At 37.2% G+C, this 13427-nt stretch carries 14 protein-coding genes and 2 pseudogenes; 5 read left to right on the top strand and 11 right to left on the bottom strand.

What is annotated here, in order from left to right; translation table 11 throughout:
* Nucleotides 1-260: 260 nt before the first annotated feature.
* Entirely contained in the window at nucleotides 261-698 is a 438-nt protein-coding gene (locus tag ABE34_RS10590) for a hypothetical protein (RefSeq protein WP_197142363.1), read from the bottom strand.
* 468 nt (nucleotides 699-1166) lie between these two features.
* Here ABE34_RS10590 and ABE34_RS10585 point away from each other — a divergent pair, with 468 nt between their 5' ends.
* The 5 genes from ABE34_RS10585 to ABE34_RS10565 all read left to right on the top strand — a co-directional run bounded on the left by ABE34_RS10585 (nucleotide 1167) and on the right by ABE34_RS10565 (nucleotide 6927).
* Complete coding sequence (locus ABE34_RS10585; RefSeq protein ID WP_346655550.1) at nucleotides 1167-1733, top strand: sigma-70 family RNA polymerase sigma factor; 567 nt, start codon at nucleotides 1167-1169, stop codon at nucleotides 1731-1733.
* A 52-nt stretch (nucleotides 1734-1785) separates the two neighbouring features.
* Nucleotides 1786-2514 (top strand): ABC transporter ATP-binding protein, encoded by a 729-nt coding sequence (locus ABE34_RS10580; RefSeq protein ID WP_430982162.1) that lies wholly within the window; start codon nucleotides 1786-1788, stop codon nucleotides 2512-2514.
* Entirely contained in the window at nucleotides 2514-2729 is a 216-nt protein-coding gene (locus ABE34_RS10575; protein WP_197142359.1) for a hypothetical protein, read from the top strand. Before ABE34_RS10580 ends, ABE34_RS10575 begins: the two co-directional genes overlap by 1 nt.
* A 56-nt stretch (nucleotides 2730-2785) precedes the next feature.
* Nucleotides 2786-5023 (top strand): FtsX-like permease family protein, encoded by a 2238-nt coding sequence (locus ABE34_RS10570; protein WP_197229821.1) that lies wholly within the window; start codon nucleotides 2786-2788, stop codon nucleotides 5021-5023.
* A 245-nt stretch (nucleotides 5024-5268) separates the two neighbouring features.
* On the top strand, nucleotides 5269-6927 hold the full coding sequence (locus ABE34_RS10565) for a DUF6138 family protein (protein ID WP_197142355.1): 1659 nt from the start codon (nucleotides 5269-5271) through the stop codon (nucleotides 6925-6927).
* Nucleotides 6928-7157: 230 nt separating this feature from the next.
* On the opposite strand, the gene ABE34_RS10560 is transcribed toward ABE34_RS10565, so the two are convergent.
* The 10 genes and pseudogenes from ABE34_RS10560 to ABE34_RS10515 all read right to left on the bottom strand — a co-directional run.
* Nucleotides 7158-7682 carry a tubby C-terminal domain-like protein gene (locus ABE34_RS10560; RefSeq protein WP_197142353.1) on the bottom strand — a complete coding sequence of 175 codons (525 nt, stop codon included), beginning with the start codon at nucleotides 7680-7682 and terminating at the stop codon, nucleotides 7158-7160.
* Between the two features lie 26 nt (nucleotides 7683-7708).
* Nucleotides 7709-7810: pseudogene (locus tag ABE34_RS10555) on the bottom strand (helix-turn-helix domain-containing protein); the annotation flags it as partial.
* Nucleotides 7811-7882: 72 nt separating this feature from the next.
* Nucleotides 7883-7984, bottom strand: a pseudogene (locus ABE34_RS25825) (transposase); the annotation flags it as partial.
* Between the two features lie 205 nt (nucleotides 7985-8189).
* Nucleotides 8190-9296 carry a DUF4179 domain-containing protein gene (locus tag ABE34_RS10545; protein ID WP_346655549.1) on the bottom strand — a complete coding sequence of 369 codons (1107 nt, stop codon included), beginning with the start codon at nucleotides 9294-9296 and terminating at the stop codon, nucleotides 8190-8192.
* The gene (locus tag ABE34_RS10540; protein WP_197142351.1) at nucleotides 9280-9822 is read right to left on the bottom strand and encodes a sigma-70 family RNA polymerase sigma factor; all 543 of its coding nucleotides are present in this window, start codon (nucleotides 9820-9822) and stop codon (nucleotides 9280-9282) included. The genes ABE34_RS10545 and ABE34_RS10540 overlap by 17 nt, the downstream gene beginning before the upstream one ends.
* A gap of 312 nt (nucleotides 9823-10134) precedes the next feature.
* A complete protein-coding gene (locus ABE34_RS10535) occupies nucleotides 10135-10851 on the bottom strand; it encodes a toast rack family protein (protein ID WP_197142349.1) in 717 nt (238 codons plus the stop codon).
* Nucleotides 10852-11002: 151 nt separating this feature from the next.
* Complete coding sequence (locus tag ABE34_RS10530; protein WP_197142347.1) at nucleotides 11003-11887, bottom strand: hypothetical protein; 885 nt, start codon at nucleotides 11885-11887, stop codon at nucleotides 11003-11005.
* Nucleotides 11871-12404: a sigma-70 family RNA polymerase sigma factor gene (locus ABE34_RS10525; RefSeq protein ID WP_197142346.1), complete on the bottom strand. Its 534-nt coding sequence runs from the start codon at nucleotides 12402-12404 to the stop codon at nucleotides 11871-11873. Before ABE34_RS10525 ends, ABE34_RS10530 begins: the two co-directional genes overlap by 17 nt.
* Before the next feature lie 100 nt (nucleotides 12405-12504).
* A complete protein-coding gene (locus ABE34_RS10520) occupies nucleotides 12505-12876 on the bottom strand; it encodes an SRPBCC family protein (RefSeq protein WP_241747049.1) in 372 nt (123 codons plus the stop codon).
* Nucleotides 12877-13037: 161 nt separating this feature from the next.
* Nucleotides 13038-13427: IS3 family transposase (locus ABE34_RS10515; RefSeq protein WP_197141389.1), on the bottom strand; the 390-nt coding region annotated here is incomplete at its 5' end.

The following is a 13427-nucleotide window of genomic DNA, read 5'->3' as shown; positions in this document are numbered from 1 at the left end:
TTCTCCTTATTTTACAATGCAAATTGTGCTTTATCATAATTTGAATACCATTAGTAATCTACCACTTTAAAGACGAACTTGGATGAATCAGGAATTTTTTATATATTAAATGAAATAACTAGTTAATTTTTATGTAATTTATAGCAGATTATAAAACCCAAAAATAAAACAGATGGACTACCAGAACACCAAAAGCAGTACTTTTAACACACAAAAAAAGGAACAGCATTAAAAAGCAAGCTATTCCTTCTATTAAAAAATCAATCCCAATAATTAAAAATAACATCCCCTATAGTTTTACTGTCAAAGTGTGAAATATAGTTCCACTCCAACTCAGATAAACTGTGCAAATCCTTATCTTGCGTCAACAATGTGTTTAATGTATCAGCTGTAAGGCATTTACGCATCGGAAAATATTTGTGTAAGTGAGTTTTTGTTAAAAATTGAAAGCTTAGCTCTTCATCAAACTTAGCCAATGCAATATAAGGCATTAGCCTATGATGGAGAATTGTCAAACGCTCATCCTCCAGTTGAATCACCGCTTGCATATAAACAAACTGAGGCTGGTCGATAAATTGCAACGCTTTTGCTCGTTGTTCGCTTGTCACTAAATGATAAACCATCGACTGGAAAGTACGCATATCCTGTTCGATTAGATGGTCTGCATCAAAACCTGAAATCCCTTTCGTTAATCGCAACGAATCACCCCTTTATAATTGTTTATATAAGACCTTCTAGTAAAGGTAGGTAGATTCCTTCTATTAAGTGTTTATTTTGTTGTTGCTCAACAGAGCAGATCGAAAATACGCATCCTATGTACATTTGTAAGTTTCATCTTGCACCTTAATTCTAAAATGCTTCTAGTTATTTTTTTCTTCTTATTAAACCTCCATCATTTCCACCTATTAATGGTATTATAGCGACAAACTATTTTTAACCACGAATTGGATATTAGATAACAATTAGAACAACACCGACATTTAGCGAATCGTTGGTTATAACTTAAGCTATGTATATAAGTTGATCTTCATCCAAGACTTGGAGATGAGCATTAGAGAAAGGGAAATCAACCGTACGTTATGGTGATAACCTACTAAATTTCCAATAAAATAAAAAAACTTGAATCGAAATGATGGTTTGCCAAGTCTAATAGTCGGAAGGAGGCGATTTTCATTACTACAAAGCAACAATCATTAGTACAGTTAGCACAAAACGGAGATGAGCAAGCTTTCTATCAGCTTATTGAACAAGAGCAACATAAGCTATATCGAATGGCTTATGTTTATGTCCAAAATGAAAATGACGCCGTAGAAGTTTTTCAACAGACCATTATCCGTGCGTATGAGGGCCTACCTCAATTAAAGGACCCTCAATATTTTTCAACATGGCTAACGCGCATTATTATTAATTGCTGTAAAACCTATCTTGCCAAGAAAAACTCTGTACAGCTTGTCGAACCACATACATTAGAGGATCTCAAAAGTACATCACCTACATATATCGAAGAAGAACTAGATTTATGGCATGCACTCTGCAAGCTAGAGGAAAAATATAAAACGGTTTTACTATTACGTTTTTATCAAGACTACTCGGTAAAAGATATTGCCGTGATTTTACAATGTCCTGAGGGCACAGTGAAAACTCATATTCGCCGAGGCTTACAAGCTTTACGACAACAATTAAAGGGGGCATATATAGATGAATGGGTTCAATCCGTTGAAAGAAGTTATTAATACGATTCCAATCCCAGAAGGACGTTTAACAGAAGTGTTACGCATTGAAGGGATGTCAAAAATCTTTCAACAAAAGCATCATACGGTCAATGCATTGAAAAATATCCATTGTACGATTTATCAAGGTGAAATGGTGGCCATTATGGGGACAAGCGGTTCTGGTAAAAGTACACTACTAAATATGATTAGTGCCATCGATGAACCAACTGAAGGTGCATTATTCTTATTTGGACAGGAGGCACATGATATTTATAAAGAGCCAAAAGCATCGAAATTCCGGAAAGAGAATATCGGCTTTATCTTTCAATCATTCCATCTGTTGAAGGATTTATCAGTTGAAGATAATATTGCGCTCCCCCTTATCCTTAATGATGTGCCAAGTAAAGAAATTAAAGTGCGTGTACAGCAAATGATGGAAAAGCTCAATATTGCCGCATGGGCGAAGCATCGACCGAATGAGCTTTCTGGTGGGCAAAAGCAACGAGTAGCTATAGCACGCGCAATTATTGCAAACCCGCCAATTTTACTGGCCGATGAACCAACTGGTGCATTGGATGTGAATACGACAGATGAAATTTTAGAGCTGTTAGTAAACTTGCAAAACAATATGAATCAAACAATTTTACTCGTGACACATGACCCTTATGTCGCTACTTATGCAAACCGTGTATTATTTTTCCACGATGGTGCCATTGTGGATTCCTATCAAAATAAGCAAACAGCTGAGGATTTAGATTGCATTTTATCAAAGTTCAAGCTGATTACTAGAGGTGATGTGTAATGTTTACGATGCGTACCATTGCTCTGAAGCTATTTCGTGCAGCGTGGGCAAATGTATTAACGAGTATAAGTATTATTACCATTTCTATTTGCCTTGTCATGACAATGAGTGTTTACATATTGAATGCTAATAGTCAAATGAAGGAAGAAATACAAGCATTATATGGCGAAATGGATTTGCTGGTAGGGTATAACCTGATCAACATAGGCTGCTAACTTCACAGCAAATCGAAAATTTCGAATCAATGCCTGGAATCACAAAAGTTTCTAGTGTGTCATTAGCTCATACAAATGTTGAAAATGAAAAAAACACATCATTTTATACTGTTGGTGTTGAAAACGATGACTTAGTGAAAAGCCGCTATCATTTTAATGTTAATCTTGAACCGAAAGATGTTGTAATTACTGAAAATATGGCCCGTCTCTTCCACAAGGATGTCGGAGATACATTAAACGTTACGTTCAATAAAACAGTCGGAAACTCCGCTGAAGCAGAAACAGGTACCTTTACAATCCAAGAAATCCTTCCACCTCTAAAGGGCACAGATAGTCCTAATATAATCCTGATCCAAAATGATGTGTTGAAAACGTGGATGGATAATAGTGATGCACAAACTGCAGGGATGTTTGCACTCATTAAAACGGAAAACGACAATATTACAACCGCAGTTGGTGCGGATTTGAAACAGCTAGATGACACATTACGTGTCGATATCATGAGCGACTACGATGAAATTAAGAGAAATTTACAAGCATTAATCATTTTTATAATTGTATTGTCATTCTTTATTTTACTTATTTCTAGTGTCTTACTTCTATCAACGTTCCAGCTATTATTTTACAAAATTAAAGAACAGCTTATGGTATTACGTGCACTTGGCGCATCCACTAAGCAAGTAAGACGCATAGTACAATTGCAATTATCTATCATCATTGGCTTTGGCGTATTGTTAGGGACATCGGTCAGTTTATTAGTGATAAAAAGTTGGCTACCAAAGCTAATTACCTTGATGAAAATGCCCGACGCAAAAACTGACTTACCAATGATCTTTGTTATCGTGATTGCTATTGCAAGTTTTTTATTGCTGCAACTAATTACACAATGGCAAGTTCATAAAAGCGCTAGTTTATTACCTTTACAAATCGCCACAGAAAATGAAAATTTAAATTTACGCTGGACAAAATGGAAAACGATTGTTATGGGAATCGTTGCATTCATATCCCTATTCTTATTTGCGAATGCTTATCAAGTCGGGACAAGTAATGGCAAAGGGGCACTCATGATTTTAATCGGCACATTACTCGTCTGTGGGATTTTACTCTATATCATGCCGTATCTCTTTACAGTACTATTCAAAATTTCCTTGAAGCCCATTCGTGCTGTACTTGGCAAAGAAGCTTACTTAGCGTGTCAGCAACTCATGCCACAGGTGCGAAAAAATATGCCCATTGTACTTAGTATTGTTGGTTTAATGGTCATTTTAATATTCGGTAGCTCTTTATTTAAAACGAATCAGGAAAACTCATATAGATATATAAACTCTCAATATGAAACATCTATAAAAATTGATAATGAATTAGAAGATCCAACTATTACAACAGATTTGATTAAAGAAATTGAGGCATTGCCGAGCGTGTCCTATGCCTATGCACGAAGTAACGCACCTTATATTGTGCTTGAAGGTGACAACGGCTGGGAAGGTAGTAATTTCGAGGCCATTGATGTTGAAAAATACGTCCAATTAGAAAAGCTTGATGCTTTTAAAGGAGATTTTAAAAATGGGGTGATCATTACAGAACGACTTGCCAAAAAACATCAATTAGCTGTTGGTGATTATATAATGGCAGGGACATTTGATGAAACACTTCAGCAAGAAGTGCCAATTGGTGAATTAATAGTCGTTGATATAGCCCTTGATTCTTATAAAGAATATATAGATTTGTTTGTCGATTGGTCCTCTTTTATAGTATCAGATTCAACTATAATTACAGACATCATGGTGGAAACAGATGATACAGAGCAGGCATTAGCAGACCTCGCATTCTTACAGAAGCGCTGGCCTGCATTAAAAATTACTGATAAAGAGACATTTATCGAGCAAAACGATGAAATGATCTTCCAACGCTGGAGCCTTTTTGTTGGCGTCTTCGTTATTTTGATTACCGCTACTTGCCTTGGCGTATTGCAAACATTGCTTCACTCCATTTATTCAAAACGCAGCGATTATGCGATTCAACGACTAATTGGTCTTTCCCCTAGCGGATTAATGAAGCTGATTTTAACGCAAGTGATATCATTTGTGTTATACGGGCTAGTAGTTGGAACAATTCTTGGATTAGCGTTAACGAGAATGTTGAGCTTTATTGACGAAGGGGCTCCGACGTACTATGACTTCTTCACATTAAGTATGGCGAGTATCGTCTTTTTAGCCGCGACACTCATTGTCTTTACGCTGCAAGGATACTGGATTAGTCGGAAGAAATTAGCGAATGAAATGATTGATATTTGAATGACTTCAGACCCTCTTTAAAAGATTCTATTTGAAATATCATACCTCTATAGATTTCTTAGAGGTATGATATTTTTTTCGGGGAATTTTTATAATTCAACTAACGAGCAAGGTAGATTTATTAAAAAAGATGTTCGCTTTCCGTGTTAAATTTTGTAAAATGTATTTTAGAGCAATACTATAAAGAAATATTACATCTTTTATCTCACTGAGAAAGTAGATTGCAATATTAGGAGGAGACACCGTTGAATCAGGCTGTAGAAGCTTTTCTAAATAAGGTATGGCAGGAAATCACTACAATGTACAAACAAGAAAGTAAAAGAATCAATGAGTTTAATGATCAAAGAACGTTGCAAGCTGGCGTTCACAACTACCTCCGGGTGGCGTGGAGAAAAGGCAAGTTTACTTGGTCTAAAGGTCAAATTTATATCGATTTCTCCAAATTTTTATCCAGCTCGAATAAATTTAGAGCGGATACTTACATCATGGAGTTAACCGATGAACTTCTAACTAAGGAGTTCTTTCCTGCCTTGTGCAGGCTTGTAGACGAATTGTTCCGCTCGGAGGAACAAGGACACGATTTCTTTGATTACAAGTTTGAAGTTGTGTTTGAGTTTGAATGGGAGAATTCGAAATTAACGCTTAACAAACAGCTGTTGAATGAGGCCAAGTTGATTCAACTACAAAAGAAGCTGGATCATTTTATTCAAACAATGATTCTTTCTGATCTGCCCGTGTTGCCTGTAAAGATTGACATTTTCTTTTTCGCCAATCATTTGCTCAACCCTGATTTGATGAAACAGGAAGTGGAAGTAATTGATCCGTTAATTCGTCGTCTATCCGACAAGTTAGATCATGAACATGAGCTCAAAAATGACTGGATCAGTCGGTATACTTATGCGTTAAAAAATTGGGCGTTAGATTACTTTTTACTGCAGCATTTTACCCGATCCGGTCATTATGGAATGATTTGGACTTTGAAAGAAGATCGTCCTTCCGTAGACATCAGCGAGATGAAGTTCTTTCTTTATACAGCATTACAGATTGGCTTCACTGAGCCAGATATTCGGCAAAAATATATGGAATTGGCAGTCCAACTGGGCTCCAAGGAGGCTGCTATTTATTTAAAAGAAGGCAGTGGAAAATTTGTTCGTACATATCGTGGAGAGCTGATAGAAGGCAGAAACAACGATATTACACAAACAATCGAAATCCTAATTCTCTCCGAAGAAGAACTAGCATATAAAGAAGCGCTAGATTACATTATCAATCTTTTGAAGCAAGGTTTTTCCAAAAGTTATCTGCTAAAACTGGAGAGTAGCCAAAAGAACTTCCTTCCTATGACGGAACTGGCGAAGTCCGAGCTACATCAATTTTTTGCGAATGCACTTAGCTACCCTACTTTGTTTCCGAAGCTTGCAGAATATGTGGAAACTGCTATGGAAGAGTTCGCATGGTATGGGGATGTGGAGCCTAGTGAGGAATCGGTCATGCCAGGCACTTATGCGGTATTGGGACTAGGCTTGTACAGCAAGGCTTATTTTCCGTTGGTCTGTCGCTATATGGAAATGGTAGATACAGAGCATCAGTTAGCACATGATGGCTATTCAGAGGCGTTTATTGAGGCGCATGGCGTAAAGGCGGAGCATATGCCGGTAATTGTATCCATTTTGCTTGGAGGGATTGATGAAGCTACGCTAGTCAAAAATCTAACCATTGATAGTCTTGAGCTTTCCCAGGCACTATTCGAGGCGCTGAAAGGCAAAGAGATTTATGAATGTGAAATGGTAATATGCCGGATTTTCGGTAGCATAGCGGAACTTGAAGAGGCAGCCCGAGAGGCACTACCCCCATTAAAAGATGGGCTGGAGCAGCTGTTGGCACTTCAAATCGAAATGACCTGAGAGCTACATACTGTAATAAAGAGCGTGTTTTTATTAATCAAAACACGCTCTTTATATATGTCCTCATATCAAGTTAATCAAACTTTATTCAGGGCTTTTTTTAAATTATCGCGTAATATTTTAGATTTATCGCCTAACTTTTTGAATTTATCGCCCAACTTTCTCATTTTATCACCCAACTATTTCAGTTTATCGGACACTTTTTCAAATTTATCGACATCTATCAACAATTACGCTCCTACAAACAATACGGCCTGTCCAATCGCAATAAAAAAGGCTTCATGCTGTATAGGACTGTTGTCTTCAATTTGCAGCGTAATCTCAAAATGTGTCTCACAAAAAATAGCCTGCCAACGAGCAATCGGTTGATCATCAACAGTAAATACTGACCAGTCTTCCATTTCCTTGTTCAGTTTTATTTGTTGGGCGCCATCCGTGATGATTAAATCAGGAATCATAATTTGCCAGCCATCATAGGCAATCATATAATCTTTGCCTGTAACGAAATCCTTCCCTCGAAAATGAACTCGCCCACGTCGCGACCTCTTCTTACATGTAAAAAGAGTCTTGCCAGCGACATCGCTCACATCAAAACGTACAAAATAACGATAGTCCATCGTGCGGTCAAACGCCTTTTTCAATCCGTTGGAATAAACACGCTGAACAGTAGACGATACTTCCCCCGCTTCATTAACGATTGCTACTAACTCTGTTGATTCTATTGCCGCAGGTTGTTTGTATGTATAAATCTTCAATATATTCGCTCCTTCATTACACTTGAGTGATTAAAAACAAAACGAGAACAACCGATTGTTTTCGCAACCAGTATTTCCTGCTCTTTATTTGGGTAGATTCTGAACTTATAAGCTTTTTTAACTAACAATGCTTTCACCTCACTTCATTCCTTGGTTTTCGATGTATTTTCTAACCACATGAATGGGCAAACAACTAATAGGAAGTCACGTTTTATCAGTCGGGAACTAGCACTCTTATACGCATTGATGAACTTGGATAATTCTGTATTAGGTTGTGCTTTAAACAAAATGTGAGCATGGTCTTTGGGTTTAATCACGCCTTCCTCTGATACGCCTGATTATACTATAAGGCATGATGTGTTTAAATACTTTTAGCTAACGCCAACCACAATTCATCTCCCACCTATCACTGGGTTACGCCCTGCACGTGATTGAGGAAGGAGTCTTCTTGTGGAAAACCGATAAAATAAACGCCAAATACAAAGGTTGTATTTGGCGCTTAACTATTTATTTAGTTTCCTTTGGTACTTCTACGGTAAATGGTTGGAACTTCACTTCTTTTAGTGATGACTGATCAAATGGTATTTCTGTTTCTGCACCATCCTTATCAATTTCAACACCACCTCCGCCTGAAGGAAGCGATAAATAAGGGGTAATCGTTAATTTTTGAACACCGTCTGAAATCGGGTCAAAGGACTTGATGCTACTAAAGTTCCATACACCATTATCGAAATGACCTTCTCCCCCACCTGAATGCGATGTAATCTCCTTGCCATTCTGATCGGTAATACGGAATTCTATAAACGATGCGCCTACTTGAGAATTATCAATTGTTCCCTTTTCAGTAGCTTTAAAGTCTAGTGCTATACCTGATGGGCTGAATGAAATTTTGGACACATCTAGTTGAATGCCCTCTGCTTGTTGCTGATGGTTGATAGGAACATAAATGGTATCAGAAATCTTTTTAACAGGAACTTCAAATTTCCACTCTTCCCCTCCTTTACCATTTAACGATAAGCCCAGTTCAAAAGAATCAGGCATGTTCTCCTTCACATCAAATCTGGCGATACCTGTACGAACCGTTGGACTTATAACTTTTTCTCCATAGCTTCCAGAACCCGTTTCAGGACTTTCACCATTAATAGTAAAGTCAAACCCTGCCCCGAAGTACTCAGCACTTAATTCCTTTTCAGAATCAATTGTAAGTCCTACTGTAATATTAGACGCGTCATAAAGGACTTCGTCTACCGTTACGGAAATACCGTTAATTGTATGTTTTTCTCCAATAGTGCTTGTTAACCCTTGTTCACTTGCCTGTTTTAGCCCAAGAAAGCCAGAGTTACTGAATACCGAACCGACGATTGGTAGCTGTGATAATGTACTCGCGAATGTTGGTGATACATAAGCGGCTGAACCTACCATAATACTTAACGCCGCTGCCGCACTTGCTATATATAATAATGGTTTACGTTTACTTTTTCTTTTCATTTGAATAGGGGCTTGACTCATATTTGTTTGCTCCTCTGCTTGTTGGATTCCTTTGCTAATTGCTGCTCGTACCTCATCTCTTGGGAATTCCGGAAGGCTACCGTTTTCATTAAATAGCTTTTTCACTCAACGTTGCACTCCTTTCTAATTCTCGCTTTAATTGTTTTTTTCCGCGATGCAAATACGTTTTAATAGTGCTAACTGGCTTTTCCATTACTTCTGCTATCTCTTTAATCGGTAAATCGTGATAATAAAATAAAATGATGGCCATTTGCTGAGAATGTTTCAATCGCTGTATGGATTCCGATAAATCGATTGGATTCGCAATAACATTTTCTTGCTCCTGTAAACGATTTAATAATTCACTTTCTTCATAGGGGATGATTTTATTCCCTTTTTTTAGTAACCGGTAGCACTCATGTATTAAAATCCGAAACAACCATGTAGAAAAAAATTCTGGATGCTTTAGCTGATGAACTGTTAGAAAGGCTTTACACGCTGCTTCTTGAATCGCATCCAAAGCATCCTCTTTTTGACCAGCATAAGAAAGCGCAGTATAAAATAATTTTTCTTCCTCTAGAATAAGTAGCTGCTCAAAAGCCTCTTTATTCCCTGCAATAGCCTGTTTGACGATTGATAAGTCATGTTCCACGCTGCTCCCTCCTTTCAATACTTAGAGTCAATAACTCTATGAAAAGGTTTCACTTTGATAAAATTTTTTAAATAAAATAAGTGACTCCAAGCGGGCGCCGTCACTTCGGCTCTTCTATCGTGCATTTTATCCGCTCTATCTACGTTTTTGATCGCTCTATCCACGACTTTGCCTGTTCTATCCACGATTTTGCTCGTTCTATCCACGACTTTGCCCCTTACATCTCGCTCTTTAATCTTTCTATCCGTCCCTATGTATCCACGAAAAAAAAAAATAGACTACTTCATATAAAGTAGCCTACTAAAATTTTCTTTATTTATCCAATTTAAAAGTAATGTCGCCAACTCCGATTTCCGAGTTAACTTCTATTTTTACATCTGCTTTCTCATACGCTTCGTTTACATAAACCCCTTTGCCTTTGGAAATGAAACCTTCTATATTTGATGTACCGATACCTTTTTCCGTCGTAAGCTTTACCCCAACTTTTGACGGTAATATGACAGTAGTGTCCCCAACACCTGTTTCAATATCCGCTTCGAAGCTTTTTTTCCAATCGCCTCCTAAATTCACATCGAGATCGCCAACGCCTGTTTCAATATTTAATTTTTCCAGCTGCAACCCTTGTAAATCTAGCTCTGCATCCGATGCTCCCGTTTCGATTGAGAGATCCATAGGAATATCATCATTCAGTTCGATATCCCATATATTTTTTATTTTCCCTAAACGCAAGTTAGTAGAACCTTTATGTTCAATCGTTACTTTTCCTGTCTGGCCGCGTAAATCATATTTTACTTTTGGTGCAAGTTTATCAATATTGTATTGAGCAGTACCTTCAACCCAATCGTTGGCACCCTTTTTAACTGTTATTTCTCCAATACCAAGTTGTAAATCAACATCTAACTTCTCCGCTTTATCCTTTTCCACTAGGATCGTTTCATCTTTGGTTTTGCCTGGTACGACTGAGTTACACCCCGATAACGCAATTAATGAGGCGCTTATAACCAAACCAAGTCCCATAAATTTTTTCAATGGTTTTTCCTCCTACTATATAATATTCCAATAAATTCATTATATAGGAACTGTCATATATAAAAACGACCCTCCGCTTTAAATTACTCTAAGACCTAAGACGTAGATGAGTATTTATATAATGGATATGTCACCTTTCCAAAAAAGTGAACTAGTATTTTGAATATGGATAGGTAAAAATTTGTGAAGCATTATAAAGAATATACGTATTTCCTTCATGATCCAATGCATGTATTACCACTATTTCTGATTGAAGAGGGACTGATATTAATTGCGCATCATTCGAATCGACTGCTTTCTCAATACGCTCGTCTCCAGTGTCTATTATTAATTTTTCAATGTTATGATTGTTTAGTAATGGAATAACAATTTGGTCAATGTCTTTTAAATAAACAGCATCATTCATTTTATTTTCTTCACTCATTAAGTAGAATTCTAATGCATAGCCTTTTCCATCATTCTTGAAAATTGAAATACATTGATAATGCTCATTTGAAAAATAGCCCATTCTATATTGACGGATCGTTAATATGTCATTTAATTTCATACTAGTAATAGGACCCCATTTTATAGCATTTTGAATGTCTGCTTCATTCTGTACGTAAACACGATAACCGATTCGTTCAGACATATTCCCTAAAATAGCAATAATAATGATGATACATAGTAATACACGCCAAAACCAATTTTTCATGAAGGCAAATATGGCGAAAATAAATAAAAAGACAGCACTTACTAATCCTACTACCATCCAGGGCCGTGCTAATGAGCTATAGTCTTTCACTCTTCCAGACTTTTCTGGATAAAGATTTGAATCTGTAAGCACCGTCGTCATTGGTTGGCTATCATGTTGGAAGAGCATCATCTTTAAGCCAATGATCAGACAAGCTGTTACGACTACTGTTAGGATAATCGGAATGAATGGTGTTCGCTTTGTCGTTTTTTGATTAATTTTTTGAAACGTTTTTACTTGGCTTTCGTCAGAGAATTTACCTTCCTTATACATTTTGTTGATGGCATTACGAATCTGATCCATATTCGAATCCCTCCTCCAATAGCGTGAAGCCAACCATTTGACGCGCTCGCCTTAATCGGGTTTTCACCGTATTTACTGGTAGCTTTAGCAAATCTGCAACGTCCTTTAAGGAAAACTCTGCAAAATGAAATAGAAGTAGTACGTCTTTGTATTTCGTTGGAAGTTTTTCAATCGATGCTACTAGCAGTGCATCCGCTTCTCCCATCAATACTTCCTCTTCAGGATTTTCGGATAGGCTTTTTAATTTGCTCCAATAATCAATAACTTGTATTTTTTTATAGCGCCAGCTTGAAAGATAACTATGACACTTGTTAATGGCAATGCGATATAAGTAGGTTTTGACGGAAGCTTCTTCACGAAATTGCTCCATTTTCTCGTAATATTTTACAAATGTGTCTTGAACCAAATCCTCTGCCACTGTCCAATCTTGAACATATGTATAGCATACTCGCAGCAAATAATCTCCGTACATTGTCATAGCTCTAGCTAAGTGAGCGTCCTTCTGTTCTTTTAACATGTTGCTCGCCCCCATAAAAGCATTTACAGTTAGACTGCTGAACAATAAAAAAGTTTCATGAAAAATAAAATTCTTCATGAAACTTATATGATAAAGGATATCACTCTACTAAAGCTTTTAAGTTAGCGAGAGAAGCCTCGTAACCGCTCGTATTAATAGTGACCGTGGTGCCATTTTGTTCTTCCTCTAATAAAATAGAGATTAGTGATTCTTCTATACCTAAGTAAAACGAAAACTCTCGATTTGGCGTTACATGTTTGATTGTCAACACCATCGGTAATTTCTCTGCAAGCTGATTCTGTTCATTCGGCAGTAACGTGAAAACAATCTCTTCTCCAGCCTCTAATTTAAGGATTTCCCAAGTTGAATCTGGAGCGTACCATTGCGATAATTGCTCCTCCTCTGTAACAGCCCGCCAAACTGTTGCAATACTTGCGTCAATCCAAATTGAGCTTTTTTCATTTTCCATCATTGCATTCCTCCATTTGCTAATCCATGCCTCTTCCTTTCATTTTATCCTATTATTGGAATCATCAAAACTTATAATATGTAAGAAATAAAAAAGTGTGTTTTGACAATTTGAACTGAACCCTATTTTGTAGACAGTTTAATAAAAAGGGATGTAGTTGTAAGTTAAGCCGCAATGAGATGGCTTCGGTAAGTTGCCGGAGCCATCTTTTTTAATGTCCATTGCTTTCGTGTGTGATTATAATGGTCCATATAATCCATCACTATTGTGTGTAATTCTGCCAAACTTTCTGCTTGTTTATAATCTACTTCATCTTTGAAATGACCGAAGAACGATTCTATTGGCGCATTATCAAGACAATTTCCTCTGCGGGACATTGACTGGAGAAGTCCCATTTCTTTTACACGCTGCTGATATTCTGGGTGTGTATAATGAATACCTTGGTCCGAGTGAATCATCGCTTCCGGATGGAGATTGCCGTCTAGATGTGTTTTTAACTTTTCAAGCGTCTTATAGACAAGGGACATCTTTAACGTAGTAGATAATTCATATGC

Origin of the sequence: Lysinibacillus sphaericus (assembly GCF_015844675.1) — a bacterium.
Lineage (GTDB): Bacteria > Bacillota > Bacilli > Bacillales_A > Planococcaceae > Lysinibacillus > Lysinibacillus sphaericus_E.
The sequence above is the reverse complement of the archived record's forward strand: the minus strand, read 5'-3'. Positions and strand labels throughout refer to the sequence as shown.

Excerpts from the sequence above, each read along its gene's own strand:
- ABE34_RS10580 (WP_430982162.1), top strand. The coding sequence starts at position 1,786 with ATGTCAAAAATCTTTCAACAAAAGCATCATACGGTCAATGCATTGAAA.
- ABE34_RS10575 (WP_197142359.1), top strand. The coding sequence starts at position 2,514 with ATGTTTACGATGCGTACCATTGCTCTGAAGCTATTTCGTGCAGCGTGG.
- ABE34_RS10530 (WP_197142347.1), bottom strand. The coding sequence starts at position 11,887 with ATGGATCAGATTCGTAATGCCATCAACAAAATGTATAAGGAAGGTAAA.
- ABE34_RS10525 (WP_197142346.1), bottom strand. The coding sequence starts at position 12,404 with ATGTTAAAAGAACAGAAGGACGCTCACTTAGCTAGAGCTATGACAATG.
- ABE34_RS10520 (WP_241747049.1), bottom strand. The coding sequence starts at position 12,876 with ATGATGGAAAATGAAAAAAGCTCAATTTGGATTGACGCAAGTATTGCA.